24 protein-coding genes and 2 CRISPR repeat arrays are annotated in these 26,776 nt (G+C 36.8%); of the genes, 3 read left to right on the plus strand and 21 right to left on the minus strand.

Annotation, left to right across the window (positions count from 1 at the left end):
- Positions 1-30: 30 nt before the first annotated feature.
- Positions 31-297 carry a DNA-directed RNA polymerase subunit omega gene (gene rpoZ / locus INP95_RS09340; RefSeq protein ID WP_049367045.1) on the minus strand — a complete coding sequence of 89 codons (267 nt, stop codon included), beginning with the start codon at positions 295-297 and terminating at the stop codon, positions 31-33.
- Between the two features lie 59 nt (positions 298-356).
- Entirely contained in the window at positions 357-983 is a 627-nt protein-coding gene (gene gmk / locus INP95_RS09345; protein WP_049365014.1) for a guanylate kinase, read from the minus strand.
- Between the two features lie 219 nt (positions 984-1,202).
- Here gmk and gap point away from each other — a divergent pair, with 219 nt between their 5' ends.
- Together gap and INP95_RS09355 are read left to right on the plus strand one after the other, a co-directional pair.
- Positions 1,203-2,222, plus strand: coding sequence for a type I glyceraldehyde-3-phosphate dehydrogenase (gene gap / locus INP95_RS09350; RefSeq protein ID WP_005695620.1), 1,020 nt, complete (start codon positions 1,203-1,205; stop codon positions 2,220-2,222).
- Between the two features lie 228 nt (positions 2,223-2,450).
- Complete coding sequence (locus INP95_RS09355) at positions 2,451-4,268, plus strand: AMP-dependent synthetase/ligase (protein ID WP_049383313.1); 1,818 nt, start codon at positions 2,451-2,453, stop codon at positions 4,266-4,268.
- 45 nt (positions 4,269-4,313) lie between these two features.
- Here INP95_RS09355 and selD read toward each other — a convergent pair whose 3' ends face one another.
- From selD to INP95_RS09370, 3 genes are all read right to left on the minus strand, one after another.
- Entirely contained in the window at positions 4,314-5,351 is a 1,038-nt protein-coding gene (selD, locus tag INP95_RS09360; protein ID WP_081279057.1) for a selenide, water dikinase SelD, read from the minus strand.
- A gap of 62 nt (positions 5,352-5,413) precedes the next feature.
- Entirely contained in the window at positions 5,414-6,682 is a 1,269-nt protein-coding gene (locus INP95_RS09365; protein WP_197560618.1) for an HlyC/CorC family transporter, read from the minus strand.
- Positions 6,683-6,760: 78 nt separating this feature from the next.
- Complete coding sequence (locus INP95_RS09370; RefSeq protein WP_197560619.1) at positions 6,761-7,546, minus strand: cytochrome C assembly family protein; 786 nt, start codon at positions 7,544-7,546, stop codon at positions 6,761-6,763.
- A gap of 139 nt (positions 7,547-7,685) precedes the next feature.
- Here INP95_RS09370 and ffh point away from each other — a divergent pair, with 139 nt between their 5' ends.
- Positions 7,686-9,077 (plus strand): signal recognition particle protein, encoded by a 1,392-nt coding sequence (ffh, locus tag INP95_RS09375; RefSeq protein WP_197560620.1) that lies wholly within the window; start codon positions 7,686-7,688, stop codon positions 9,075-9,077.
- A gap of 76 nt (positions 9,078-9,153) precedes the next feature.
- A CRISPR array of direct repeats spans positions 9,154-9,831; the repeat unit is 37 nt; unit sequence GTCTCAATCCCTTTCGAGCAGGGCGATGTCTTTCGAC.
- A gap of 416 nt (positions 9,832-10,247) precedes the next feature.
- Here ffh and INP95_RS09380 read toward each other — a convergent pair.
- The 16 genes from INP95_RS09380 to cas10 form a co-directional block, all read right to left on the minus strand.
- Entirely contained in the window at positions 10,248-11,108 is an 861-nt protein-coding gene (locus INP95_RS09380) for a hypothetical protein (RefSeq protein WP_197560621.1), read from the minus strand.
- A gap of 73 nt (positions 11,109-11,181) precedes the next feature.
- Complete coding sequence (locus INP95_RS09385; protein ID WP_197560622.1) at positions 11,182-11,544, minus strand: hypothetical protein; 363 nt, start codon at positions 11,542-11,544, stop codon at positions 11,182-11,184.
- A gap of 100 nt (positions 11,545-11,644) precedes the next feature.
- Positions 11,645-13,129 (minus strand): ATP-dependent DNA helicase, encoded by a 1,485-nt coding sequence (locus INP95_RS09390; RefSeq protein WP_197560623.1) that lies wholly within the window; start codon positions 13,127-13,129, stop codon positions 11,645-11,647.
- 14 nt (positions 13,130-13,143) lie between these two features.
- On the minus strand, positions 13,144-13,608 hold the full coding sequence (locus INP95_RS09395) for a single-stranded DNA-binding protein (RefSeq protein ID WP_070869034.1): 465 nt from the start codon (positions 13,606-13,608) through the stop codon (positions 13,144-13,146).
- A gap of 253 nt (positions 13,609-13,861) precedes the next feature.
- Positions 13,862-15,049: direct repeats of the CRISPR family, unit length 37 nt; unit sequence GTCTCAATCCCTTTCGAACAGGGCTATGTCTTTCGAC.
- A 179-nt stretch (positions 15,050-15,228) separates the two neighbouring features.
- Positions 15,229-15,519, minus strand: a complete 291-nt coding sequence (cas2, locus tag INP95_RS09400) for a CRISPR-associated endonuclease Cas2 (RefSeq protein ID WP_070869033.1) — start codon at positions 15,517-15,519, stop codon at positions 15,229-15,231.
- 35 nt (positions 15,520-15,554) lie between these two features.
- Positions 15,555-16,607: a CRISPR-associated endonuclease Cas1 gene (cas1, locus tag INP95_RS09405; protein ID WP_232088515.1), complete on the minus strand. Its 1,053-nt coding sequence runs from the start codon at positions 16,605-16,607 to the stop codon at positions 15,555-15,557.
- An 11-nt stretch (positions 16,608-16,618) separates the two neighbouring features.
- Positions 16,619-16,903, minus strand: coding sequence for a CRISPR-associated endonuclease Cas2 (cas2, locus tag INP95_RS09410; protein ID WP_070869031.1), 285 nt, complete (start codon positions 16,901-16,903; stop codon positions 16,619-16,621).
- A 215-nt stretch (positions 16,904-17,118) separates the two neighbouring features.
- Positions 17,119-18,279, minus strand: a complete 1,161-nt coding sequence (csm6, locus tag INP95_RS09415; RefSeq protein ID WP_197560624.1) for a CRISPR-associated ring nuclease Csm6 — start codon at positions 18,277-18,279, stop codon at positions 17,119-17,121.
- A complete protein-coding gene (locus tag INP95_RS09420) occupies positions 18,279-19,421 on the minus strand; it encodes a Card1-like endonuclease domain-containing protein (protein ID WP_197560625.1) in 1,143 nt (380 codons plus the stop codon). The genes csm6 and INP95_RS09420 overlap by 1 nt, the downstream gene beginning before the upstream one ends.
- A gap of 12 nt (positions 19,422-19,433) precedes the next feature.
- Entirely contained in the window at positions 19,434-19,724 is a 291-nt protein-coding gene (gene csx16 / locus INP95_RS09425; RefSeq protein ID WP_197560626.1) for a CRISPR-associated protein Csx16, read from the minus strand.
- A 59-nt stretch (positions 19,725-19,783) separates the two neighbouring features.
- Positions 19,784-20,707, minus strand: coding sequence for a CRISPR system precrRNA processing endoribonuclease RAMP protein Cas6 (gene cas6 / locus INP95_RS09430; protein ID WP_197560627.1), 924 nt, complete (start codon positions 20,705-20,707; stop codon positions 19,784-19,786).
- A complete protein-coding gene (gene csm5 / locus INP95_RS09435) occupies positions 20,704-22,233 on the minus strand; it encodes a type III-A CRISPR-associated RAMP protein Csm5 (protein WP_197560628.1) in 1,530 nt (509 codons plus the stop codon). The genes cas6 and csm5 overlap by 4 nt, the downstream gene beginning before the upstream one ends.
- 9 nt (positions 22,234-22,242) lie before the next feature.
- Entirely contained in the window at positions 22,243-23,214 is a 972-nt protein-coding gene (csm4, locus tag INP95_RS09440; protein WP_197560629.1) for a type III-A CRISPR-associated RAMP protein Csm4, read from the minus strand.
- A 10-nt stretch (positions 23,215-23,224) separates the two neighbouring features.
- A complete protein-coding gene (csm3, locus tag INP95_RS09445; protein ID WP_197560630.1) occupies positions 23,225-23,917 on the minus strand; it encodes a type III-A CRISPR-associated RAMP protein Csm3 in 693 nt (230 codons plus the stop codon).
- A 16-nt stretch (positions 23,918-23,933) separates the two neighbouring features.
- The gene (csm2, locus tag INP95_RS09450) at positions 23,934-24,323 is read right to left on the minus strand and encodes a type III-A CRISPR-associated protein Csm2 (RefSeq protein ID WP_197560631.1); all 390 of its coding nucleotides are present in this window, start codon (positions 24,321-24,323) and stop codon (positions 23,934-23,936) included.
- Positions 24,324-24,332: 9 nt separating this feature from the next.
- On the minus strand, positions 24,333-26,492 hold the full coding sequence (cas10, locus tag INP95_RS09455; protein ID WP_197560632.1) for a type III-A CRISPR-associated protein Cas10/Csm1: 2,160 nt from the start codon (positions 26,490-26,492) through the stop codon (positions 24,333-24,335).
- Between the last annotated feature and the right edge of the window lie 284 nt (positions 26,493-26,776).

Below are 26,776 nucleotides of genomic sequence, written 5' to 3' on the forward strand. Positions count from 1 at the left end.
AGCTTTAATTTTGACCGCACTTTAATGAGATTATTCTGCGATTAACGCTACAGCCACTTCTTCGCTACGTTGAGAAGCTGCCGCATCTAAATACTCTTTTGCATCCATGATTTCTTGGTTGATTAACCCTTTTTCGATTTCACGTAATGCGATTACAGTTGGTTTATCGTTATCTTCCGGCACTAACGGCTCACTTTGATGTAACTCTAATTGTCTCGCACGACGAGCGGCGGTTAAAATTAAATCAAAACGGTTACCAATTTTTTCTACTGCATCTTGCACAGTCACTCGAGCCATGTTTTACTCCGATGTTAAAAATAATGTCTATAAGGGGAAATATTGTACTCAATTCAAGGTTATTTTGCTAGTAGCTGGTGAATTAAGTCTGCATTTTCTGTTTGTTGATAAGCTTTGGTCAAGCGTTCTGCCTGCAAAATGCTTTGTAAATCTGCCAATGCCTGTTCAAAATTATCATTCACAATAACGTAATCATATTCATCATAATGCGAAATTTCGCTGATTGCTTTTGACATTCGCTCAGCAATCACCTCTTTGCTATCCTGTCCGCGTCCAATCAAACGACGTTCTAATTCTGGCAATGACGGTGGCAAAATGAAAATACTTTTTACAGAAGGTACTTTTTGACGAATTTGCTGTGCACCTTGCCAGTCAATATCTAAAAACACATCAATGCCTTTTGCTAAGTTTTCTTCAATTGCTGGCAATGAAGTGCCGTAATAATTACCGCCAAACACTTTTGCATATTCTAAGAAGTGGCCTTTTTCAATTAAGGTTTCAAATTCTTCTACTGAAACAAAATAATAATGCACACCATGACTTTCACCTGGTCGAGGTGAACGTGTTGTGTGTGAAATAGATACCATTTTTTTCGTGCCTTGATTCTTCTCTAATAACGCCGAAATTAATGATGACTTGCCCGCCCCACTTGGTGCAGAAAGAATATATAAATTACCTTGAGACATAATTGAAACCTCTTCTTGTTGTTTGTTTTTATTATACAAAAAGAAAACGAAAAGTGCGGTCAAATTTTCATTTGTTTTACCAAATTGTTAAAAAGTGATCGAGATCACAAAAAAGTGGTATATACCCTTTTTTTTATCAAAATGCCCATGCTATAATCGACGGGAACTCGTTAGAGCAACGATTTTGTTTAACTTAAAAAAATAGAAGGTGAAAATCTTATGGCTATTAAAATTGGTATCAACGGTTTCGGCCGTATCGGTCGTATCGTATTCCGTGCAGCACAACATCGCGATGACATCGAAGTTGTAGGTATCAACGACTTAATCGACGTTGAATACATGGCTTACATGTTGAAATACGATTCAACTCACGGTCGTTTTGACGGTACTGTTGAAGTTAAAGACGGTAACTTAGTCGTAAACGGTAAAACTATCCGTGTTACTTCTGAACGTGATCCTGCAAACCTTAACTGGGGTGCGATCGGCGTTGATGTTGCAGTTGAAGCAACAGGTTTATTCTTAACTGATGAAACAGCACGCAAACACATCACTGCTGGTGCGAAAAAAGTCGTATTGACTGGTCCTTCTAAAGATAGCACACCAATGTTCGTACGTGGTGTAAACTTCGGTGCATACGCAGGCCAAGACATCGTGTCTAACGCTTCTTGTACTACAAACTGTTTAGCACCTTTAGCACGTGTTGTTCACGAAACTTTCGGTATCAAAGATGGTTTAATGACTACAGTTCACGCAACCACAGCGACTCAAAAAACTGTTGATGGTCCATCAGCTAAAGACTGGCGTGGTGGTCGTGGTGCGGCACAAAACATCATCCCTTCATCTACCGGTGCAGCGAAAGCTGTGGGTAAAGTATTACCAGCATTAAACGGTAAATTAACTGGTATGGCGTTCCGTGTTCCTACTCCAAACGTTTCTGTAGTTGACTTAACTGTAAACTTAGAAAAACCAGCAACTTACGAACAAATCAAGCAAGCAATCAAAGATGCAGCTGAAGGTAAAACTTTCAACGGCGAATTAAAAGGCGTTTTAGGTTACACTGAAGATGCTGTAGTTTCTACAGACTTCAACGGTTGTGCTTTAACTTCTGTATTTGATGCTGATGCGGGTATCGCATTAACTGATTCTTTCGTTAAATTAGTATCTTGGTACGATAACGAAACTGGCTACTCAAACAAAGTATTAGACTTAGTTGCACACATTTACAACTACAAAGGCTAATCAAAAATAGCTAAAAAATTAACCGCTCTTTTTAGAGCGGTTTTTTTATTTCCAATCCATTTCACTTAATCAATATTTTTAAATTCTTTATTTCTCATCCAGAGATAAAAATAGAAAAATAAATATGTCTATTATTTATTCTATATTCACAAAATAACAACATTTCACTAGATTTTAAATTTATTTCGTTTATATTAGCGTACAGTTGTTCGCTCAAATAAGGCTTATATGAATTTAGAACGTCATTTCGTCAATCGAATTCGTCAACAGGCAAAAATTCGTCAAAATGCAACCGCACTTCGCCATAAAATTAATGGCTTATGGAAAGATATTTCATGGAACGCATTCCAACAACAGCTTGATCAGCTTTCATTAGCTTTTCTTGCTTGCAATATTCAAGTACAAGATAAAATTGCAATTTTTGCACACAATATGTCACGTTGGACTATTGCCGATATTGCGGCACTTCAAGTCCGCGCCATCACCGTTCCCATTTATGCAACCAATACGGCACAACAAGCTGAATTTATTTTAAATCATGCCGATGTCAAAATTCTGTTTGTTGGTGACCAAGAACAATATGATCAAGCGTTAGAAATTGCGCATCAGTGTCCTCAATTACAAAAAATTGTGGCCATGAAAGAACAAATTAAACTGACTGAAAGCACCCTTTCCTGCCATTGGGACGATTTAATTCAATTAGGTACAGCCGAATTTCAGGCTGAATTTGAAACTCGCTTAGCAAATAAGGCAATGGATGATTTATTCACGATCATCTATACCTCTGGCACAACAGGTGAACCCAAAGGCGTCATGCTCGATTACAGTAACTTGGCGCATCAACTTGAAGCCCATGATATTGCATTAGATGTTAATCAAGATGAGGTTTCACTTTCTTTTTTACCATTTAGCCACATTTTTGAGCGTGCTTGGGTTGCCTATGTGTTACATCGCGGAGCAATCCTTTGTTATCTCGAAGACACCAATCAAGTACGTGAAGCATTAACAGAAGTGCGCCCGACCTTTATGTGTGCGGTACCACGTTTCTATGAAAAAATTTATTCTGCTGTACTGGATAAAGTACAAAAAGCCCCTTTCATTCGTCAGATGATTTTCCACTGGGCGATTGCAGTGGGGCAAAAACGTTTTGATCTTCTCTCTCAAAATAGAAAAGTCTCCTTCTTCTTGCAAAAACGCTATGCACTTGCCGATAAATTGGTACTGTCTAAACTGCGTTCATTGTTAGGTGGACGCATTAAAATGATGCCTTGTGGTGGCGCAAAATTAGAACCAACCATTGGCCTTTTCTTCCATAGCATTGGGATTAATATCAAACTCGGTTATGGCATGACTGAAACCACGGCAACTATTTCTTGTTGGGATGATCATCATTTTAATCCAAATTCTATCGGTAAACTGATGCCAAACGCCGAAGTTAAAATTGGTGAAAATAACGAGATTCTGGTGCGTGGCGGTATGGTGATGAAGGGTTACTATAAAAAGCCTGAAGAAACTGTCCAAGCCTTCACCGAAGATGGTTTCTTGAAAACGGGAGATGCCGGTGAGTTTGATGCTGAAGGTAATTTATTTATTACCGATCGTATTAAAGAATTGATGAAAACCTCTAACGGCAAATACATTGCGCCACAATATATCGAAGGTAAAATCGGTAAAGATAAATTTATCGAACAAATTGCGATTATTGCTGATGCAAAAAAATATGTTTCAGCGTTGATCGTGCCTTGTTTTGATAGCGTAGAAGAATATGCGAAAAAACTGAATATTAAGTATCAAGATCGCATGGAATTACTCAAACACTCTGAAATTATCAAGATGTTTGAACAACGTATCGAAAGTCTTCAAAAAGAATTGGCGCACTTCGAGCAAGTGAAGAAATTTACGCTACTCTCTCAAGCATTTAGCGTAAAACTTGGTGAAATAACACCTACACTCAAATTACGCCGAAAAGTGATTATGAAACGCTATCGTCATATTATTGACTCGATGTATTCCAACAACAAAGAAAACAAGGAAAATAAAGAATAAAAAAGTGCGGTGAATTTCACCGCACTTTTATTTTGACGAAATGATTTATTCGACTTCAACCAATACACCTTCTTGATGAGGTTTTAATACACCGACCTCGCTAAGCTCAATACCGGCTTTTTTCGCAATCTCTAAGATTTCCGCCTCACTTTCTGGTTTAACCGCAATCAACAAGCCACCAGAGGTTTGAGGATCGCAAAGTACCGCCTTTTGATAATCCGTTAAGGGACCAATTTTATGACCATAGCTTTCAAAATTACGGTTGGTTCCACCTGGTACACAACCTTCTGCAATGTAATCTGCTACGCCATCTAATAATTTGATTTTATCAAAATGCACAACCGCATTAAGATTTGAGCCTTCACAGATTTCAGCTAAGTGCCCTAATAAACCAAAACCAGTTACATCTGTCATGGCGGTTACACCTGCAACTTCTGCAAATTGGCTGCCAATCAGGTTCATTTGACACATGGCTGCCGTTGCCAAGCCTTGATGTTCTGGTTTTAATTTGCCTTTTTTCTCTGCAGTAGTCAGCACACCGATACCTAATGGTTTGGTTAAATAAAGCTTACAACCTGCTTCTGCTGAGGCATTACGTTTTACACGATCCGTTGCAATAACGCCTGTTACCGCTAAACCAAAAATGGGTTCTGGCGCATCAATCGAGTGTCCACCAGCCAGTGAAATCCCCGCTTGATGACAAGCAAAACGGCCACCATCAACAATCTTCTGTGCCACTTCTGCCGGCAATTTATTAATAGGGAATCCTAAAATGGCAATCGCCATAATCGGCTTACCGCCCATTGCAAAAATATCACTAATGGCATTGGTGGCAGCAATACGACCAAAATCAAAAGGATCATCCACAATCGGCATGAAAAAATCCGTGGTACTAATAATTGCAGTACCATTACCAAGATCATAAACCGCAGCATCATCCGCTGTTTCGTTACCGACCAATAAATTGGGATCAGCAAATTTTTCGAGTTTAGTCTGTAAAATTGTCCCTAACACCTTAGGCGAAATTTTACAACCTCAACCTGCGCCGTGGCTGTATTGTGTTAAACGAATCTCATCTGTCATATTCAATCCTTTGTAAAAATAACGTACTTCTTAAACAAAAGAGCGGTTAGAAAAAGCCACATTTAAGAGGCCAATTTCTCTACTTTTGCTTGTTTAATCATATTATCGCTGACTTCTAAAATGGTAATTCGTAAGCCATTGATTTCACAAACCGTTCCTTCATCAGGAATATCCTCAAGATGTTCGAGAATCAAACCATTAAAGGTGCGTGCATCCTCTGTATCTAATTCCCAACCAAACATTTTATTCAAATCACGAAGATTTGCCGAGCCTTCAATAATCATCGAACCATCAGATTGCTGAACGACTTCTTGTTCAATAGTCGGTGCAGTAGTGGTTGTAAAATCACCCACAATTTCTTCTAAAATATCTTCAAGCGTGACTAATCCTTTAATGTCACCATATTCGTCCACCACTAAACCAATACGTTCTTTTTTCGTACGGAAATTCGCTAATTGTGTTTTCAGTGGCGTCCCTTCTGGAATAAAGTACACTTCATCGACGGCACGTAATAAGGTTTCTTTAGTAAATTCATTTTTTTCTAATAACAAACGAAACGCTTCACGCACACGCAAAATCCCTAATACTTGCTCATCAAGGCTGCCTTTATACAACACAATTCGGTTATGTGGTGCATGATTAAGCTGGCGCATAATGGCTTTCCAATCGTCATCAATATCAATCCCTGCTATTTCATTACGTGGCACCATGATATCGTCGACAGTCACGGTTTCCATATCTAAAATAGAGAGCAACATTTGTGGATGCTGTTCATCGGGTGTGGCTTCTCCCGCTTCTGATACAATACTACGGAGTTCTTCACGACTAATCACTTGCTTTTGCATATCAGGTTTTAACCCCACCATTCGCATTAATGTCTTCGTGAAAAGATTCATTAACCAAACTAATGGATAGAATACTTTTAACAATAACGACAAAATGTGACTTGAAAATAAACCTACTTTCTCTGGATGCATCGCTGCAACGGTTTTAGGGAAAATCTCAGAAAAAACGAGCATCGTAAAGGTTAATAAACCCGTTGCAATTGCTACCCCCGCATCACCATATAAACGCATACCAATCATGGTTGCAATAGCTGACGCACTAATATTCACAAGGTTATTAAAGATCAGAATAAAACTTAACAAGGTATCAGGCTTTTCAAGCAGTTTTTCTGCTTTTTGCGCGCCTTTATTGCCTTGTTCCGCCAGAAAGCGAAGACGATATTTATTGAGAGAGAGTAATCCGGTTTCTGAGCCGGAAAAATAGGCTGATAAAACTAAACAAATAATGAGTGTAATAAATAAAGTACTAAGGGGGATACTGTCCAAGGGTCAATCCTTTTGTTTGTTAATCAACAAAAAGTGCGGTCATTTTTACCGCACTTTTTACCTGTTCTTTGATTTTGATTAAATCAAACGGCTACCAAAATAGCCAATCGTGAGCAGAATGATACCCGAAATTGCGTAAATAATCATCCTTTTTCCACGCCAGCCTAATCGCCAATGACCAAAACAAGCAATACCAAAACTAATCCAAGCAAGGAAAGAGAAAATTGCTTTGTGCAGATTTTCTAGAGTCACCGCTTGTAATACATGATAAGTACCCGAAATTAAAGTCAGTGTCAGTAATACTTCTCCCATCGCAAATAAACAGAAGAAATGACGTTCTACCGCCATTAATGGTGGAATCGCTGGCGAAAATTGAATTTTACGTTTTTTCAAATTACGGTCTAACCAGACCAACTGAATCACATAAAGCGTTGCAATAAAACAAACTGCATAGGTAAACAGCGACAAGCCGATATGGAACAGCATCAATATATTTTGATTAAGCATTTGAATAATATGGCTTGATAAGAATGTCGCAAAGATCAAGCTAATGATCGAAAACGCATACACGATCGGTAAAACAAACCACATCGTGGAAACCAGAAACATTGAAAGCGTCGCCAATGCGGCAATAATTACACTCATTAAGGAAGCGATTTCCATTAGAGTAAAACTTTGTCCTGAGGCCAAATCCTCTAACAAAGGGAAAGTGCTAACAGCATGCAGAATAATTGCTGCAAGTGCGGTCAGAAAAAATGGAGTTTTGCTTTGACTCAACTTCCCTTCTGATGAGTTCATCAAAAATGGAGCGATCAGCAATAGACTAAGAATATAAAAAATAATCGAAAAAAGGGCAAACCACATAATGCGTTCTCTTTACTAGGAATTATTCTTATTTTAACGGATCTTTTCTCTAGATCGCCATAATTTTATTTGAAATGATGAAAAACGCCCAAATTTCGGTATAATCACGGCAATTTTTTAAGAAAAAACAGGATTTAAAATGTTTGAGAATTTATCGGATCGCCTTTCCAAAACGCTACGCAACATTAGCGGTAAAGGTCGCTTAACTGAAGATAATATTAAAGAAACCCTACGCGAAGTGCGTATGGCGTTATTAGAAGCTGACGTTGCGTTGCCTGTCGTACGTGAATTTATCGCCAAAGTAAAAGAAAGTGCATTAGGCGAAGAAGTCAATAAAAGCTTAACACCAGGCCAAGAGTTCTTAAAAATCGTTCAACGTGAACTCAAAAAAGCCATGGGGGAAGCCAATGAGAGCTTAAACTTAGCAACACAGCCACCCGCAGTTATTTTAATGGCGGGTTTGCAAGGTGCGGGTAAAACCACCAGCGTGGGTAAATTAGCGAAATTCTTACGCGAACGTCATAAAAAGAAAGTGCTTGTAGTCTCTGCCGACGTATATCGTCCTGCTGCGATCAAACAGCTTGAAACCTTAGCGCAGTCTGTTGGCGTGGATTTCTTCCCATCTGATGTTAAACAAAAACCGGTAGAGATTGCAAAAGCAGCACTTGCTGATGCGAAACTTAAATTCTACGATGTATTAATTGTGGATACGGCAGGTCGCTTACACGTTGATAGTGAGATGATGGATGAAATCAAGCAAGTTCACGCAACATTAAATCCAATTGAAACGCTTTTCACGGTTGATGCAATGACCGGTCAAGATGCGGCAAATACTGCAAAAGCCTTCAATGAAGCTTTGCCTCTTACCGGGGTTATCTTAACCAAAGTGGATGGTGATGCACGTGGCGGTGCGGCTTTATCTATCCGTCAAATCACAGGCAAACCGATTAAATTCCTTGGTGTGGGTGAAAAAACAGAAGCCCTCGAACCATTCCATCCTGATCGCGTAGCGTCGCGTATTTTAGGCATGGGCGATGTGCTTTCCCTTATCGAAGATCTGGAACGTTCTGTGGATCGCGAAAAAGCGGAAAAAATGGCACAGAAATTCAAGAAAGGTGATGATTTCACCCTAGACGATTTCAGTGAACAGCTTCGTGAGATGAAAAAAATGGGTGGCATGATGTCGATGCTTGAAAAATTACCGGGTGCGAAAAACTTACCGGATCATGTCAAAAATCAAGTAGATGACAAAATGTTTATCAAAATGGAAGCTATCATTAATTCCATGACCTTAAAAGAACGCGCCAATCCAGATATTATCAAAGGATCTCGCCGTCGTCGTATTGCATTAGGTTCTGGTACACAAGTGCAAGATGTGAATAAGTTGCTGAAACAATTTGACGAAATGCAACGCATGATGAAGAAAATGCGCAAAGGTGGAATGGCGAAAATGATGCGTGGCATGCAAGGCTTAATGGGCGGAGGCGGCTTAGGTGGCCTTGGTGGTTTAGGCGGCATGTTTAAACGTTAATCCCTTCTTCAAATAAAGTGCGGTCAAAAATAAATAGGTTTTTGACCGTTTTCTTTACCTTTACAAAATAAATCCTTACAAAATCCCTTTCAAACAGGGCAATGTCTTTCGACCTATTAAATACCAACCAGATCGCAATCCAACAGGCGTGTCTCAATCCCTTTCGAGCAGGGCGATGTCTTTCGACTGATGACGAGTGCCGAAGCAATGAACATTTTGATGTCTCAATCCCTTTCGAGCAGGGCGATGTCTTTCGACAGGAACAGTACCAACTGGTATTGCTACTATTGCTGAGTCTCAATCCCTTTCGAGCAGGGCGATGTCTTTCGACAAAAATCATACGACGAATTAAAACCACTTTGGGTCTCAATCCCTTTCGAGCAGGGCGATGTCTTTCGACGTGAATGGAAGAAAGAACGTCAATTACAGATGTTAGGTCTCAATCCCTTTCGAGCAGGGCGATGTCTTTCGACGTAATATGCCGATGCCAAGTCTTACGCAGTTGAGTCTCAATCCCTTTCGAGCAGGGCGATGTCTTTCGACGTCACCACTGATGGCTTTGTTTGGCCTTTGGCGTCTCAATCCCTTTCGAGCAGGGCGATGTCTTTCGACAAAAGGACAGAGAAGTCCAAGTATTCGAGAATCAAGTCTCAATCCCTTTCGAGCAGGGCGATGTCTTTCGACATAACGTTCAAGGCGTGTTAATTGATCCTCTTCGTCTCAATCCCTTTCGAGCAGGGCGATGTCTTTCGACTGCAGCGGTATGCTGGAGGCAGGAATCATGCGGCCTTTCAGACCCACTTCCCAATTTTTTTGGAAGGTTAAGGAGTTGGCTCTTGATTTGAGCAAATAATGAGCAGATTGCATGTTTTTTTCCTTTCTAAACCAATCGAAAGTGCGGTCTATTTTACCGCTATTTTTTTATTTTTTCTAGCTTTAGAATATCAGCCTTATTGGTAAAATTGAAAATAACTTATTGAAATACTTTATTAAAATATAAACCAGATAAAGAAAATGCCTTAAGGCAAGAAATTGAAAATGATGCGTGATATATAGAAATCAATTGATGGGGACTTTGTAAGGCTTGTAGATTTTGGTTGAAGATTTAGATGTTACCCTCACACTTTCAAATAAAGTGCGGTCAAAAATAATAGGGGTTTCAGCATTTATTTACCACTCGGCTAATAAATGCTTGCAACATCCCTTACAAGGTTGAAACCCTGCTAATTCTAAAATATGCAAAGGAATATCCGCGCCTTCTTTAAAAAGCTTTTGGAAATAAAAATTAAGAATGCGCGCATAAATCTGCTTACGCTCTTGCTGGATAGTCGTAATCATGGCACGCTCTTCCTCTGATAAAACCTCTGAATTCTGGCGATAATAAGCCGAACGAACCTCTCTTGGTTTGCACTTGGATACTCTAGTACTAAAACGATCAATCATTTCTTGAATGTTGATTGCTTCTTTTTCAAAATCAAGGGTGTGATTAAACTCTACCACTTCTGAATTGTCGTAGTTTGTTCTACTGAAATGATGCATCTCCAAATCAACAAGTTCTTCGGATAAATTAAATTTTTCTTGTAATAGGCGACAAAAAACAATTGGTGCAACCTTATTTTCAGTACGGCCGTAACGATCCTTATGTGCTAAAAAATAAGTACGATATTCTTCACGACGTGACTCTGGGCAGGATTCTGGAATTAAAAAATTCTCAAAATCGCTCGATAACAAATTACACTTTTTATGTGAATGAAATGCGGGTAGCACAATTTTTTCAACCCATTTTTTTTGCTCAGCATTACAACGTGCAATCTGGACTTCAGTTGCAACAAATTTAATATCTTTAACAAGTTTATCCGCAATAACTAATGCTCGCGCTTCATCCTTTGTAAAGAAATGAAGATCGAGATCAAAACTCGCTAAGCGGTATTCTGAATAATAGTTATCATAAGCCTCTGCATAATTCATTGGCAGATCCAAATATAATGCACCTAATAATTTACCAAAATTGTGATTTGTTAAATAATACATATTAACTCCTAATAATTAACTTATGCTTATAATAAAAGAATTAAAAATAAATCGAGTGAATTACAAATTTGTATTAATGAGAAAGACTCACTTGTCTCATTAATTCTTTAAAATCATTTGTTTTCGACACAGCTTTTACTGGCACAACGCAATGCTCAAAATAAGCTGTAACATCATAGCCAAAGCCTTCCGGCTCAGATGCTTCTAGCTCTTCATCGGTAATATAACGACCATATTCACGATTTAATTTATGACGTAATGCATCTAAGTTATGGATCCACTTTTTCCCATTGAGAATAAAGTAGCGTTGATTATAAGAACGTGAGTGAAATACTTCTTTGTAACCTAAAGAAATAGCAAGTAATTCACTTGAAGTGTAAGGAAGAGAATAACCACCTTTTAAATAATGATTAGTATTTTGTTGAATATTTAACATGATTCTCTCCTTGTTTTGATAAAGGCATCATAACAAGCAGAGCATTTAAAAGAGGAAATTACAAAATTGTAAAAATAAAAGTGGGTTTCCCCACTTTTTATTAGATGAAATGAACTTGATTTTTCGCTCGAGTAATCGCAACGTATAACAGTTGATAATACAGCTCTAAATCAATATTTTTCGCAGCGGCAAAATCTGAAGTATAAACAAATGAAGAATCTAGCGTGGTACCTTGTGTTTTATGCACGGTTGAGGCGAAAATAGATTTTGTCGAAATAAAAAAGACGCGATCTTTCCACCAATAATGCCACATAAAACCGGCTTCTTGCCCTTTCAATAAACCTTGCCGTTTTGCAATTTTTAGTTGCAATGCTTCAAATGAAAGCGCTTTTTTAAACTCTTCATATTGTTTTTCATCAGGGATGATATTTAATTTCACCAATCTATCTTTCTGCTCATCATCATATAAAATGCGAACCTCAATCTCAGCATAATTCACAGAAAGATTTTGTTTACTAAAATTAAAACAAAAATTTTTATTTTTTTCTTGAATAGTCACAACTTCTAAAATCTCACCATTACTAATCATCACCTTTTTAATATCATCCGGATCTCTTACTGGCTCCTGTAAGATTAAATATTCTCCTACAATTAAAGGTTCATTCGTTTTATGAATTTGCTGACGAATATAGCGATTAATCTCATTCACCTTATTATTCGTAAATGCCAAAATACGGCAATCCAGTGCATCTTTAGCCGAATGAACTCGTTCTAAATAAGCATCTGCAAATGCTTTTATCGAATGATATTGAATAATACCAACACCTTTTGAAGACATTTCTGGGGTTAATGTATCACGCTGCATTAAACGAATTTCTTCACTTTGTTTAATAATCGGTGAGCCAATAGATTGTCGCATCACCCCACTTAAATGCACTTGGCAAAATGCGCTATCCGTGAAGAAACGTGATTTCTCTACTATTTTGTGATCTTCTTGATATACTGGTGGAAGCTGATAAGGATCGCCAATACCGATAATTTTTACATGCTCGGGGATAACTTCTTTCATATGAGTAAAGACTTGAGAATCTACCATTGAAACTTCATCAATAATTAAAAATAAAGTCTCCCTCTCTTCATGATTACTTTCTAAAGTCGTCACATCGTCATTTAACTCAAATACAGCAATAGATTTACTCCGTGGAATAAAATGTAATTTATCCTCCTCTTCTTCAGGTTTTAAGTCTAAAAGGCTATGCAGTGTCACACAGCCAAAACCACCCAAGCTTTTACTCAGTACACGTTTAGCTTGATGGGTTGAGGCCGCGGCATAGACTGAATCCGGGTAAAGTGACACTAGAATATCTTTCAAGATCCCCGCTAAATAACTTTTCCCACTACCCGCAGCACCTTGTAAACAAACATGCTTTGGTGTTTCTTCTAAAATATAGAGCATTTGCCATAAAGCCTCCTCTTGGGACGGAGAACAACTTTGAATTTTGTTTAAAAGGTTACTATATTGTTGTGGTTTCAATTTCTCTTTTAATCTTTGTTCAATCGTTAATTTTTTTTCTTGATACTGCATATCATTAAACCTTCTTAAAATGGCCAATCTTTTTCATCTGAACCATCAAGGAATGGATCATCGCTATGATGTTTATTTAAATAATTTGATGTCGGCTTCTCTTGATTTACCGATGGAATAGATGGGTCAATCTGATTATTTTCCGCCTTACTTCCTAGCATTTCCAAATAACTACCAATAATTTCTGTCACATAATGAGTTTGCCCTTTCTCATCTTGCCATTGACGTGTTTTCAGTTTCCCCTCAACATAAACTTTTGATCCTTTACGTAAATATTGACCTGCAATATCGGCTAATCGACGATAAAGCACAATGCGGTGCCATTCGGTATTTTCACGTTTTTCCTGCGTATTTTTATCCACCCAGCTTTCAGATGTCGCCACACTTAAATTAGCAACCGTATCACCATTTTGCATCGCCCGAATTTCTGGTGCATTCCCCAAGTTACCAATAATAATTACTTTATTAATTCCAGCCATTTTCATTCCCTCATATTTTTTAATTAGAACAATTTTTATGTGCCAATAATTGCTTAATTCTCTATTTTTTCTGTATAAATTCTTAACAAATTAAATTAGTGCTCAACCCTCTGAGCTAAAAATCAATTACTGACGCTGTGAATTATAAAAAAGTAATAGATAGAAAGGTGAAAATGCAAATTTGTAAAAATGAAAGGAAATAAAAAGTGCGGTCAATTTCCAATTTATATTGAAAACTAACCGCACTTTAGCGATATACATCCCTTTAAAACAGGGCAATGTCTTTCGACTTATGAAAATGAGTGCAAGTCAAATTACAGACGAGGTCTCAATCCCTTTCGAACAGGGCGATGTCTTTCGACAACGTGCAAGGTATTAGTATGACAATCTCCAAGGAGTCTCAATCCCTTTCGATCAGGGCAATGTCTTTCGACAACGTGCAAGGTATTAGTATGACAATCTCCAAGGAGTCTCAATCCCTTTCGATCAGGGCAATGTCTTTCGACCAAAGAAGCAGGCAAAGGCTTCTTCAAACGTCTACAGTCTCAATCCCTTTCGAGCAGGGCGATGTCTTTCGACAACAACAGCTGGGCAAGGTGGATTTGTCACACTGTCTCAATCCCTTTCGAACAGGGCAATGTCTTTCGACTAAACCACCATGAAAACTTTGTTAAAGCAATCGAGTCTCAATCCCTTTCGAACAGGGCTATGTCTTTCGACGACTTAGCAACTTCAACTGTAACCGCACTTGCAACGTCTCAATCCCTTTCGAGCAGGGCGATGTCTTTCGACATGGTGAGGGTGAAGACGCAGTTGAGCGTTTTGTGTCTCAATCCCTTTCGAGCAGGGCAATGTCTTTCGACCAATGGATCGCGAGTGGTTAGCCAACTATCAAAAGCGTCTCAATCCCTTTCGAACAGGGCTATGTCTTTCGACAATAAAATGAGATACGCAATTATAAATAAAAAGTACGGAGTCTCAATCCCTTTCGAACAGGGCTATGTCTTTCGACTAAATCTACATACCAGAAGGCAATAAAACAGCATTGTCTCAATCCCTTTCGAACAGGGCTATGTCTTTCGACGAAGGCTTAGAAAGCTATGCAACAGAATGGCGTAAAGTCTCAATCCCTTTCGAACAGGGCTATGTCTTTCGACACTAATAAGGCTAAAGAGAGTGGATTAACTGAAGGTCTCAATCCCTTTCGAACAGGGCTATGTCTTTCGACATTTCAAGGTAATTAAAATCAATGCCTGTTTTATCTGTCTCAATCCCTTTCGAACAGGGCGATGTCTTTCGACGGCAGGTTTGGGACTATTACGGAGCTTATTGTCTCAATCCCTTTCGAACAGGGCGATGTCTTTCGACCTACGTGGCTAAGATTAGATTCGGTGTTTACACCGTGTCTCAATCCCTTTCGAACAGGGCGATGTCTTTCGACTGCAGCGGTATGCTGGAGGCAGGAATCATGCGGCCTTTCAGACCCACTTCCCAATTTTTTTGGAAGGTTAAGGAGTTGGCTCTTGATTTGAGCAAATAATAAACAATTTGCATACTTTTCCTTTCTAAATCAATCAAAAGTGCGGTCTATTTTACCGCTATTTTTGATTTTTTCTAGCATTATAATGTCAAGCTTGTTGGCAAGGCTGTCCAAATAATACCTTCTGGCAAACTTGATTTTCCTAGTCGCCATTGTGTTGTATTGGTAGGCAAAGGATAAACTCTTAAATCATCCTCTTTCTTATTAAAGATTAACATAATTTCAGCCAAACATTGTTTGAGCAATTTCTCTGAGCCATCTAATAAAAAAATGCTGTATTGAATTGGCGTCGCATAATGTGTCATTTTACGATAAATTCGTTGCAATCTTTTGGGATCTGAAATGTCATAACCAATTAAATATTGAGCCATGCTTTACTCCTAAAATTGGAAAATAATGTCTTGCATCATAGTTTGTTGATTAAATGATTAAAGTAATAGCGTTCTAACAAAGTTTGCCATTGTTTTTCATGAAAACCTGAAAAATGCTGCAAATCACTCTCACGGCGTTGAGGTGAACTGACAAAATCAGCTTGTTTGATAAGGCTCACAAAATCAAGGCTGTTTTCAGTTAACATTTTGCGCCAATTTCCGACCGCACTTTCATAAGCTTTATAAAACTGCACTCGTCCTGTTTTACCTAAAAAGCAACCTTCTTGTGTTGTTGAGAAATATTCTTCTCTTAAGATTTCTTTTCGAAATAAACCTAAACACCAGTTATCAATTAAAGGGCGAAGAGGTTCAATGAGATCGCAGGCAAGTGATTCACGAGAAAAATCAAGTGCGTGATAAAAACCAATATAAGGATCTAACCCTGCACCATAGATAGCTAACACGGCTTCACTATGGATAAGTGTATATGTTAAAGAAAGAAGAGCATTAAAAGGATCTCTTGGTGGGCGACGATTTCGTCCTTGAAATCGCAAAGCTGGCGGCAAGTAAAGACTTAAAGCGGTAAAATAGACAGAAGCGGCTCGACCTTCAATTCCTCGCAACGAGGCAAGGTTGGTTTGTTCATTAATTTTTCGAATGAGAGAATCCATTTCTGTCGCTTTTTCAGCTAACATACTTCTCTTCTCTGCTCGCGCATTGCTCGCTTGCCATAGCCAATTTTTCTGTGTCACCAATTTTAGTAACATCAGTTTTTTCGAGAAGGCTAAACAAAATGGTTCATTTTTGGCGAGCTCATATTGGCTGAGTCGTCGAAATGCATCGTTATGAGGTTGAGCCAGAAAAAGCGTCGGTGTATTTTTTCTGCCTGAAAGAAAGATAATTCCAATGCCTTTCTCGCCTAATTTAGCGAGTAAAGAAGCTTGCACAGTAACATCACTTTTTAAATAAATTCGCTCAATCGGTGCGAGTGGAATGGTTCCTATGCGTTCACCATTTTCATAACACACAAGAGCTTCACCACTTAATTTAAGTTCAGTACCTTTTCTATCAATATACAAACTAGACATATTTCCACCTTTCAGATCAGTAAAAATGGGGATATTGATTGCAATGTCGCCTTGCCAAATAGCTGCGGCTCTACATTATCTGGAATACGAAAAATAAAAACTCTATCCTCTAATGGCTCTATTAGTTCATTCACCTCTTGCTTGAATCGTTCCATTTCATGTTCAGTAAGCCAACATTCATAGAAAGATTTTTGCCCTCCAATAGCATAGGTTTCGACTTTTTTGTGAGCTTGATAAAGTCGTTTATGATCAGAAATATCGTAAGCAATAAGATATTTATGGCGGGTGGTTTGCATCTTTTCTCCGTATCAATATGGAAAATATTGATGGGATTATTCATCCCAATACCATTGTTGGTTTTCTAAATATTGCATAACTTCTTCTAAAACCATTATTAATACCTCTTATCCAATGAATTGTTGGAATGAGGTTATTATAGATACAGAATAAAAATGAGGGATGAAATACAAATTTGTATAAAAAGAAAACCGCTCCAAAGAGCGGTTGGAATTTAAAGTAGATTAAAGTGAATGAGTTCAGATTCAATTTCCGATATATCAATATTATCTAAGTTTATATTGAGCTCATAATTGCCTGTTTTGCGGTTAGAAGAAGGAATATAATCGCTTCTTGCTCCCTTTCCTAAAGAAAAATTCGCCATCACTTTTTTATTAATATCGGTACGAGATTCCGATAAAACATTTTTTAAATCGTTGTTTGCACCTTTTAAGCGATTCTCCATTTCAACATCATTTTTCATTTGGCTATAGATGTTTAAATAAGTCGCAATGGTTCGAGCTTCTTCACGATTGCCCGTTCCAACATTCCAGCCTTGTTTTTTCGCAAGAACAAGACTTAATAGTAAGGCGTAGCCTCTCGGTGCAAGCTTTAACAATTTTGTCCCAAACATCACACCACGCTCTTCCATTGGAGACAAGAATGTTAATGATGGCATATCCAATAATGCTTGTGCATTTTTTACAGAATCACTATAAGAAATAGTCTGCTGTTTCAAATCTTCAGGTACACCTAAGCCTAATCGCACCCAAGGAATTTCAGCTAGCATTACTTTTCCATCTTTAGCATCAATTTGCGTACCATCGTTCTTATTGATTAAATGTGGATAAGGCTTTGGATAGTAAAAACTCGCCAGACTTTCATATTGAGAATCCACTAGAACATGTGAAAGAGAATCTTGTTCTCGCCCATAAAGTGAGAGTGCATATCCCATAAAAAAGCCCATTGTTTTGCGCCCGCCGGCAATGGAAACATGCAATTGCATCTCTTCATCTTGGCACAAATTACCCACTAATTGCACTATACTATTAGCCGCATGTTCATTTTCTTCCGGTGTGCGAATATCTGGTAGATTTTGACCGCGCTCGTTTGTAATAATATTAATACAACTTTCATCAAAATGGATTGAAGAAAAGCTATATTTCTCACCGTAATCTTCAATAAACTCTTGCAATGCCCCTTTACGCTCTTTACGTCCACCTTCAATCCCTAACAAGGCTTCTAGCAACTTGTTTTTGCCTTGCTCAGTAGTTATCACTTGAATTTCAGTAGGAATAAAACCTTTTTCTGTGACTAATGCATACAATGTTTCTGTTACAACGGCAGGAGACATGCCGGTCACAGAAAGTAAAATGCGTTTATTGTAAGTATTCATTATTTTAGGATCCAGTTTTGAATTCTTTCTTTTAAATTTTTAATACGGTAATCATCAATAATTTCAATATTATCTTTTTCTGCTCTACGTTTTGCAGCTTGTGGTATTGGATAGAAACTCACTAAACAAACTTTTGTTAATGAACCGCCATAATCTTTTAAAGACTTTAATTTATCTAAATAACCCTGTAATTTATCCTTATTTTCTGGAATATCAAAATTTATCGTTTTACATTCAATAATATGACATTTATTTTTTGCCATAAAGATAACATCTAATTCATTATTTACACCAATTTTATTTTTCTCATATTTTGAATTAACTACTTCTACATTCCAATCAGCATCAATAACATCTGCAATACTATTAACTTGTTTATAAGTGAAATACTCCAACCAGTTTCCATTTAAAAAGCTTCTTGTTGATTCATTCTTAAAATCTACGACATCACCATTCAATCTTACTAGCTCTTCATCTGCAAGATCCTCCAAGATTAGTTTAAGATCATGACTATAACCTGCAAAATTTGCCTCTAATTTGCTATTATCAGCATTAAGTGCTAATGAATTCAATTTTGAAATAATATCTTTATAACTTCCTTGTCTTATAGCAAAACGCTCAGTAAATAAACCTAGCTTATGGAAATTAAAATTATCTTTATTTTTTAATATACTGACGCCATAACTTGAAAGATAAGTATTTATTAGAGTTTTAGTGTTTAACTTTTGTACAGGTATATATTTACCATTTTCTTTAGAGATAAAAATAATTTCTTCTTTATCTGTGTTTATATAAAAAATAGGCTTAACACCTGAAAAAACATTTTGGGCAGCTATTGCCATTAATTTTGTTCCACCAGTTACATTCAATGCAATGTTTTCATTTTCATACTTTGATAATAAATCAAATAGTTCGGTTTCCATACTTTGGAAATCAAATTCATTTGAAAGCTCTAAAATCTCTACAGAAACGCAATTTTGATTAAATGCTAGTTTAAGAGAATTTGCTTTTTCTTTAATTTCATTTTTGGTAGAAACAACAAAAATCGCTCTTTGGGGTTTAAATTCACTATCTAAAATAGGTAATAAGTTAGGTGCTGCTTGAGCTGAAACTAAACACACATGAATATCGTATTTTTGCATAAAAAAAGACCTCTATAATTTTTCGATCCAAAATGGTTGAATTGAGCATTGCTGCTCAATTAATTGCTCACAAGTAAGCTCTGTCCCACGTTGTTCATACGTGACATTGGCAGATAAAAAATAAAATTTTGCCCCTTTTTGGCAGATTTCTGCTGCCAAGTGAATAGGGAGTGTACCAATAACTACATCACCAGCTTGCACAAGTGAAGTGTCTAAATGACTTTCAAAACGATCAATCAGGATATTTTGTTTTTTTACCCATTCAATCGCACCTTGATGTCTTGAAATAAACCACGTTGTCATATCTACTCCCTAAAACGTTAAAATTAGATTGTAACAAGCGGTTTATTTTTTAATATAGATTACAAATTTGTAATTCGATATTTACCTAATCCAAAGGTTGCATTTTTTCCACAATGTAGCCATTGACCTATATAAAGCAATTGAGCTAATTCAAATGAAAGATGATTAAACTGCCACGTTCCAATTACTCCCCCCAATTTCATTCTCTGGTCTTGTCGTGAAGAATAGCGAGTCCAATCTTGCCATTTCAATGCTTTACTATCTTGAATCAATAAAATTTGCTTCTTTAAGGATTCAAAGTCTAAATTTGATGGAATAAAGTGAAAATCACTTAGTAGAGAAAAACGTTTTGCTAAAGAAATAAAAAAGCGTTCAACATTTATCTGATGCTCTCTTAATGGCTTACCATTATCTTGTAAACGTAGTGGCGTAACAATGCGAATTATTGCGGTATCAGGCAGTTTAGTGGGTAAAGTTAGCGTTTTACTATGTTCAATAATATTTCCATTCACTAATATCGGTTGATATTGTCCTGTATTTTCATCAAACACAGTTATATTCAATAGGTTTGCCTTTCCATGCCCAACGTTATATTCAAAGGCACGCTTAAAGGCAAAAGCAATAAGAGGTAGTTGTTCAATTAATTTTCCAAATAAAACAAGAGAAAATTGAAACACCTCATTTGGTAAATAAGTCTTCTCACCCCATTCTGGTGGCTCAATAATATAACCGTTAGGCACTTGACTAAATTTTTGTATCTGATGTTCTGCTGGGGCAGGCGTTTCAAAGATGTTAGTATATGGACAGGTACGATAAAGCGGACAGCTTTTGCAATCCGTTTGTTTTGTCATACAAGCAATTTTACGCAACGCACGCCCAAAGGCTCCACGCAAGGTAGAGCCTGCATATTCAGGTAACTGAATCGCATCAGTTACCTGAAAGGTAAATTGGTAGCGAGCAATAGGAAGTGAATTCAGATTCATTCCGTCACCAATTTATTGAGCCACTTTTTAACATTTTTTTCTGTATCTTTTTTCTTGAAATCCACTTTTGATTTAAGTAATTCAACTGTAATTTGAGATTTTATAAATTGGCGTTCAGAAATATCCCAATTTTCAACCGCTCTTTCAATTAAAGCTTGAGCTTCTTTCAATAAAATAGAACCAGTATTATCTGCTTGACGTTCTCGTGTATTTTGTACTTTTTCCACAAAATCTATCACAAGACGTTGATTATCTGATAACGAATTTAGAAGAGCCTGTTTTTCTTCTGCTGCTTTCTGTTCAGCTAAGCGTTTTGCTTCGACTTCTGCTTGCAAGCGAGCTTGTTCTATTTTTTGAGCCTCACGTTTCGCTAAAATTTCAGAACGATCAAATTTTGATTTTGGTTGTGCTTCACACCAAGTTTTAAGCATTTCATTATCTGAGCTCGGATTAAACTCTAATAATGCCCATCCAAATGGAAGTAAGTCACTTTGTTGAGCTTGATTGGTCCCTGCAAGCCATACTGTGGTGCTGCTATCTTTAAATACTGGAGGTGAACCTTTTGCTCCCATAATTTTAATTTGAGCAATATTTTCTCCTTGATAAGTTTTGCTATCAGCACCATTTTTCCCAAGGCGGATTAATACAACATTAGGAAGTGAACACAGTTTTTCAATAGATTTTAAATATTGCGTAGAAACAAGATTTCTGCTCTGCAATAGCTCCATCTCCTTCCTAAAAACTGGAAGATAAAATGCATTGAGGGATTTTTGTAAATCACTAATTGAATAAAAAGAATCTTCCATTAAGGTTAAATCACTTTTAAAAGTACGGTATTGCCCAGCAGTAATACATTCTCTGCGAAGAGCCATCTCTCGTTTAGAGCCCCCTGTTTTACCGACTCTCTTTTTAAAGTTTAAGGCATAGTAGATTTTACTTTCAGCATGATGAAGTGGTATAAAATCACTAAATTTTACATGTCGTAATTTACTTTTTTCAAATTCCCCTATGTATTCTTTAAGCAATTTTCCGTGATCTTTCATTCCCACTTTAGGATTATTTTTATTTTGATGAGCTTGATCTAATAATGCTGTGGCTACTGCACCTTTAAACCCACTTCCTGGTATATAAGGTAAATGCTGAACAGGTAAAAATGCGGTTCTTTCAATCGAAAGATTGTTAATGACTTTATTTCCGTCACTTTCTCGTTGAGCAACTTTTCCTACACTATTTTTGTAATCTTGCGCAAGACCTTCAGAAACGTCTGCAAAATGATAAGAACAGGCTATTGCTTTATCTTTTTGATTTAGGAAAAAACGCTGAATAGCTAACAAATCCAATCGATTAATTGCATTCACTAATTCCGTTTTTTCTCTCTCATTTAATACTAGCTGGCTCGGCTCAAAATTAAATAAGGTAGTACCATCAATAACATAATTAGTTGGCTCAAAATCTTCTCCGCAACCAATATGGATAGGACTTAATGGCGTTAAATAAACTTTATGAGTTTGCATAAATTGTTTCATTTGTGATCCTTATTTTCCAAAATCGACAAATAAATTTAAAACAGGCGCATAACCTTGATGTACTGCATTTGGCTGAGCATAGGAAATATTTCCTAATCCATTCCCTAAAAATAAACGAGGTTCATAGTTTTCAGGGGTAAAAATGGCGGCAGATTTTGCAAGAATAATCGGCTTTTTAAATGGGCTAGAACTTAATGCCTGAATATCTCCGTGGCGTCCAAATCTTGTGGAGACTTGATAATAGCTGCACTCTTTATCCAATCCTAAATTTTGCGGTGCAGAATTTGCCAGTGTTAAATAGCAATTTGCATTCTGTTGGCAAAAATTAACCTCTTGTGGATTATTACAACGGAATTTACCTAGCCCGATTGAAGCATCTCGCCCAAAGCCAAAAGTGCCCACATCATCTAAAATTTGCTGTAATTCTTCCAATGAAAAACGTACTTCATCAAGTACGATATAAAGATCAAATTCTTGCTTACTACCAAACCAAGCAATCTCCGTTGAATACGGTGCAAATTGCCCTTCTCCAGTAGTATTTGTTTGACGGTCAATGGTATTGTGAAATTGATCCTGCGTTGTTTTTCCCCATTTCTTTTTTTCTTCTTCCGTCTTATCATTTTTTATCTTCTCTTGTAATTGAAGATATTCAGATAAGGCATACCCTTGCCAATTTTTTACATCATTTTGTTGAGCATCATCAACCTTTATAAATTGGGCTTTCTTCAATTGTTTTCTGTCATGTTCTAACTTTTCCCAAAATGTAGAAGGCAAAGTTGGCAAAGGTAAAAAACCTTGTGGAAATGCATCGGACACTACTATAAAGGGACGTTGCTCAGTATAACCTTCAAGCAGTTCTATTAAACGAGCCTCTCCAAAACGGTTTCTCACAGCCCAACAGAACTGTCCAAACAAGGTGTCGCCTACTAACGGTGTACCCATTGCACTTTGGGGCGTTAGCGTAAAACGATATAACTTCATAGTACCACCCTTATTCGAAAGGTTTAATGTCATCTAAATTGCATGCTTTACCATCAACGGTCAAATCAGTAAATTTCACTTTACCATACCCACGGGAACCTGAACCTCCAAGACTATCAAGCTCTAACAGTTTTAAACCTTTTAGCACTAAATCTAAAAGTTCAGGTTTATCTCCTTCAAATTGACGTAAAGTAAGTTTGAAATCAAATTCTGCACCTGCTGGTACACGTTCAGTTTGGCGAGGATTTCCGGCTGTCGAAGTAATACGATCAATGGTATTTTCACTTTTTGCTTCGGTTAAGAGTTGGTTGTCATCACGAATCGCATTTTCCCAGGCTTCATTTAGTGCGCAATCCCAAAATGCTAAGCGAGAAACACCAATTTCTGCGACTTCTTGCTCGCTATTTTTAGTATCACCACTTATACCAAATAGGCGTAAAATGTTTTTTACTTCTTCAGGATTTTTTGAAATATCTTTTAATGATAATGGTGCGCTTTGAACTGCTCCTGAGCGCCATTCTAATAAGGTTCTAATTTTTCCCTTTAAACTTGAACCAGGAATATATGGTGATTGAGTCATCGGATGTTTAATCACTGAATTATCAATCCCACCAATATGCATTTCACTATCACCCGCGCCAATATGTAAGCCAGTTTGTAATACTAATTTTGCTTTAATTTCTACAATATTCGTTAATTTCATGCTCATATTTCCTATATTAAATTTCTTCTAACTTACAAAATCCCATTACTGCTTCCATAAATAATTTAGCATCTCTGAGAGTTTCTACATTATTTGCCTGATCAATACAGCGATTAAAAACCTCTAAAAAATGATTATCTACATGGTTACGACCACGCGCATAAGCCACTTTCGCTTTTAACATTTTGATAAAAGGTACTAATTCCTTAAATTTATTCTCTTTATTTTCACGTGCTAATTGCACGCGATCATTCCACATCGCTAATTCATCATAAAACTTGCGTAATTGTGTCGTTTTATTTACGTTCTTTGATTGCTTAATATGTTGTGCTGCTCGTTGAGCAATATCAGAGAAAATTTCAGTTGGTTTTTCTCCACCAAATTTAATTTCATTAATATTTAACATAAGTGTTCCTTATCGTTTTTGATAGAAATAATTGGTTAATGGAATTGCAAAATTAATCTTATAACTTGCAATTCCTCTGTCTCCTAATGAAGTTGTAATTTCACTCAAAGCTGTAGTTCTAGCTCCTTTTTCTAATTTATCAATCACGTAACGCGCTGTACGGTAATAAAAACGACTCCGCCACATAGTACTTTCAATATTCTTAGTATTCTCAGCCTGCTCGCATAGCTGAATCAAAGAATACAAATAAGAAGTAGAAATCTTATATCTATCTGCTAAACGATGAATTTCCTCTTCTAATTCGCAAAGTTTCTGCCAATCATGCCATTTCACTGTTTTATTAAAAATTGTTACTGCATTTTTATCTATATCAATGCCTTTTGACTTCTCAAGAGACTCTTCAGCTAAATCACCTAAACGAGGTACTGGAATACCCGATTTACTCATCACCATTCCTACAGAAAAATGAATTTCTGTATTTTCTGCTACATAGCGTTTAAAAGCTTGTTGCATTGCGTGTGCCACTTTTTGTGTAGAATACCAAGGTCCAATTAAGAAGAAATCATCACCACCTGCAAAGACGGTATACATATTTGGGCTTTGCTCTGCACAATAGGCTGGTAACCATAAACTGAAGAATTGGTTGAATTGACGAGAAAGTGCCGTCATTTTTGCTATATTGGCAGTTTTAATTCCCTTTTGGAAAATAGAACCTAAATTATCTACATCACCCTTCAAGGTCATTAGCGCCTTTTGTCCTATATCTGTACATTGAATATCTTCAAAAGTAATAATTTGGCCTTGCTTATCTCTTGGTACATAAGCATTAATGTAACGACGAGCATAACCATTCCAAATTGACGCATTGGTATCTTTGGGTAATGAGAAATCCCAAAAACGATGAATTTGTAATAGTTTCACTGGGTAACTAAATTCTTTCGTATCTTCTCGACCATCAGTAAAAATCACTTTAAAGCCAAAAATTGGAAGTCTAAGTATCTGTGTTTCATATCCATGGCTTATATCCGCATTAATGTCTGCAATAATAATGCGTTGTTTTTTTGCAAGCATTTCACCGATTTTTATTTGATCTTCAGAAATCTTTGAAAGTGTTTTTCCTGCCTGAGCTGGGAAAAAGCGATTCATTTCACAAATCCCATTTGAATAATCCACTTCTTGTACACTTTGCGTAGAATGAGTTAAATCTAAGCGTTTGAGCTTTTGAGATTCCAAACTTTCAAATAACTTTTTCACTAATTGAGTGTAATTCTCTTGCTCAAACTCTTTTATATCTGCTGGTTGAATAGCAATTCCTACGCCAATCAAGCCATAAGTTTCTTTAATAAACCATTGATTTAATTGTGATTGAACCTGTTTTATTGCATTTTTAACAACTGTGGTATTTGGTGCAACAATTAAAAACTTTCCTGCTGCATTCATCACTTGAGACGTAGCCGGTAACCCACAAGCATGTAATACTTTTAATGCAGCCAGTTCAGTAAACAATGAAACTTGGAAAGAACGTCCTCGCAAGATTTTTGCCGCCCCCTTATTTGATTCACGACCACCTGAAAAAATAAAGTCTTGAATGCCAAAAAAATCACCTTGAACCAATAAAAGAGGCTCTTCCTTAGAAGCCAAATTATCTGCTAAAGCCACTACAAAAGCGCTAACCGCTTTAGTAAAATCATAGAAAGAAATATCGCGGCTATAAGGACTTGGTATCTGTGACATAAAACATTGCATAGCAGTATCAAAATGATCTAGCCACAAATTCAAGTTTTCTTGGTGGGATGTAGGGATTTCCTCAATTCCTTTTGTAAATTTATTCCATAATTCAAATAATGAAGAGGAGGCCGTATTTGGGGTGGGAAAAATAGAGTTCGCAGATAATTCTCTATACTCATAGGAAAAAATATTAGAATCAGGCTTATGCTCATCTTTTAAACTTATATTTTCAAATAAACTAAATAAGCTTTCATTCCCAAGATATTTTTTTGATGATTGTGTGCCCAATACTATTATTTCTGCTTGAGAAACAAAAGGAAGCACATCAACCAATTGTAAATTTTTAGGAAAAGATGGTAGAGAGAATTGATGTTTTTCAGCAAATCCATTCAAATAATAATGAAACACTGAAAAAGCAAGAGAAATTCTGTAATTTGACATAATCACTCCATATAATAGAATTTAAGTGAGTATAATCAAAATATAAGCAATTGTCATCAAATACAAATTTGTAAAAATAAGATAAAATGCCACAAAAGAAAGAATAAATAATTTTCATAAAGTGCGGTCAAAAATCAATAGGTTTTTGGCCGCATTTTTTATCTTTTTAGTTAGCATTTCCTATTACCCGATTAAATTACTCAGTTTTAGGTAATATTTTCATCACTTGATAGTCGATATAATTGCTCAGGTATTTTACTTAGCGTAAAATCTAGCCCTTGATG

It is taken from the genome of Haemophilus parainfluenzae (genome assembly GCF_014931375.1).
In the GTDB taxonomy this organism is placed as follows: domain Bacteria; phylum Pseudomonadota; class Gammaproteobacteria; order Enterobacterales; family Pasteurellaceae; genus Haemophilus_D.

What these genes read in the sequence shown, in the direction of transcription:
- rpoZ (WP_049367045.1), bottom strand. Translation starts at nt 297, where the DNA reads ATGGCTCGAGTGACTGTGCAAGATGCAGTAGAAAAAATTGGTAACCGT.
- gmk (WP_049365014.1), bottom strand. Translation starts at nt 983, where the DNA reads ATGTCTCAAGGTAATTTATATATTCTTTCTGCACCAAGTGGGGCGGGC.
- gap (WP_005695620.1), top strand. Translation starts at nt 1,203, where the DNA reads ATGGCTATTAAAATTGGTATCAACGGTTTCGGCCGTATCGGTCGTATC.
- INP95_RS09355 (WP_049383313.1), top strand. Translation starts at nt 2,451, where the DNA reads ATGAATTTAGAACGTCATTTCGTCAATCGAATTCGTCAACAGGCAAAA.
- INP95_RS09370 (WP_197560619.1), bottom strand. Translation starts at nt 7,546, where the DNA reads ATGTGGTTTGCCCTTTTTTCGATTATTTTTTATATTCTTAGTCTATTG.
- ffh (WP_197560620.1), top strand. Translation starts at nt 7,686, where the DNA reads ATGTTTGAGAATTTATCGGATCGCCTTTCCAAAACGCTACGCAACATT.
- INP95_RS09380 (WP_197560621.1), bottom strand. Translation starts at nt 11,108, where the DNA reads ATGTATTATTTAACAAATCACAATTTTGGTAAATTATTAGGTGCATTA.
- INP95_RS09385 (WP_197560622.1), bottom strand. Translation starts at nt 11,544, where the DNA reads ATGTTAAATATTCAACAAAATACTAATCATTATTTAAAAGGTGGTTAT.
- INP95_RS09390 (WP_197560623.1), bottom strand. Translation starts at nt 13,129, where the DNA reads ATGCAGTATCAAGAAAAAAAATTAACGATTGAACAAAGATTAAAAGAG.
- INP95_RS09395 (WP_070869034.1), bottom strand. Translation starts at nt 13,608, where the DNA reads ATGGCTGGAATTAATAAAGTAATTATTATTGGTAACTTGGGGAATGCA.
- cas2 (WP_070869033.1), bottom strand. Translation starts at nt 15,519, where the DNA reads ATGGCTCAATATTTAATTGGTTATGACATTTCAGATCCCAAAAGATTG.
- cas1 (WP_232088515.1), bottom strand. Translation starts at nt 16,607, where the DNA reads ATGTCTAGTTTGTATATTGATAGAAAAGGTACTGAACTTAAATTAAGT.
- cas2 (WP_070869031.1), bottom strand. Translation starts at nt 16,903, where the DNA reads ATGCAAACCACCCGCCATAAATATCTTATTGCTTACGATATTTCTGAT.
- csm6 (WP_197560624.1), bottom strand. Translation starts at nt 18,279, where the DNA reads ATGAATACTTACAATAAACGCATTTTACTTTCTGTGACCGGCATGTCT.
- INP95_RS09420 (WP_197560625.1), bottom strand. Translation starts at nt 19,421, where the DNA reads ATGCAAAAATACGATATTCATGTGTGTTTAGTTTCAGCTCAAGCAGCA.
- csx16 (WP_197560626.1), bottom strand. Translation starts at nt 19,724, where the DNA reads ATGACAACGTGGTTTATTTCAAGACATCAAGGTGCGATTGAATGGGTA.
- cas6 (WP_197560627.1), bottom strand. Translation starts at nt 20,707, where the DNA reads ATGAATCTGAATTCACTTCCTATTGCTCGCTACCAATTTACCTTTCAG.
- csm5 (WP_197560628.1), bottom strand. Translation starts at nt 22,233, where the DNA reads ATGAAACAATTTATGCAAACTCATAAAGTTTATTTAACGCCATTAAGT.
- csm4 (WP_197560629.1), bottom strand. Translation starts at nt 23,214, where the DNA reads ATGAAGTTATATCGTTTTACGCTAACGCCCCAAAGTGCAATGGGTACA.
- csm3 (WP_197560630.1), bottom strand. Translation starts at nt 23,917, where the DNA reads ATGAAATTAACGAATATTGTAGAAATTAAAGCAAAATTAGTATTACAA.
- csm2 (WP_197560631.1), bottom strand. Translation starts at nt 24,323, where the DNA reads ATGTTAAATATTAATGAAATTAAATTTGGTGGAGAAAAACCAACTGAA.
- cas10 (WP_197560632.1), bottom strand. Translation starts at nt 26,492, where the DNA reads ATGTCAAATTACAGAATTTCTCTTGCTTTTTCAGTGTTTCATTATTAT.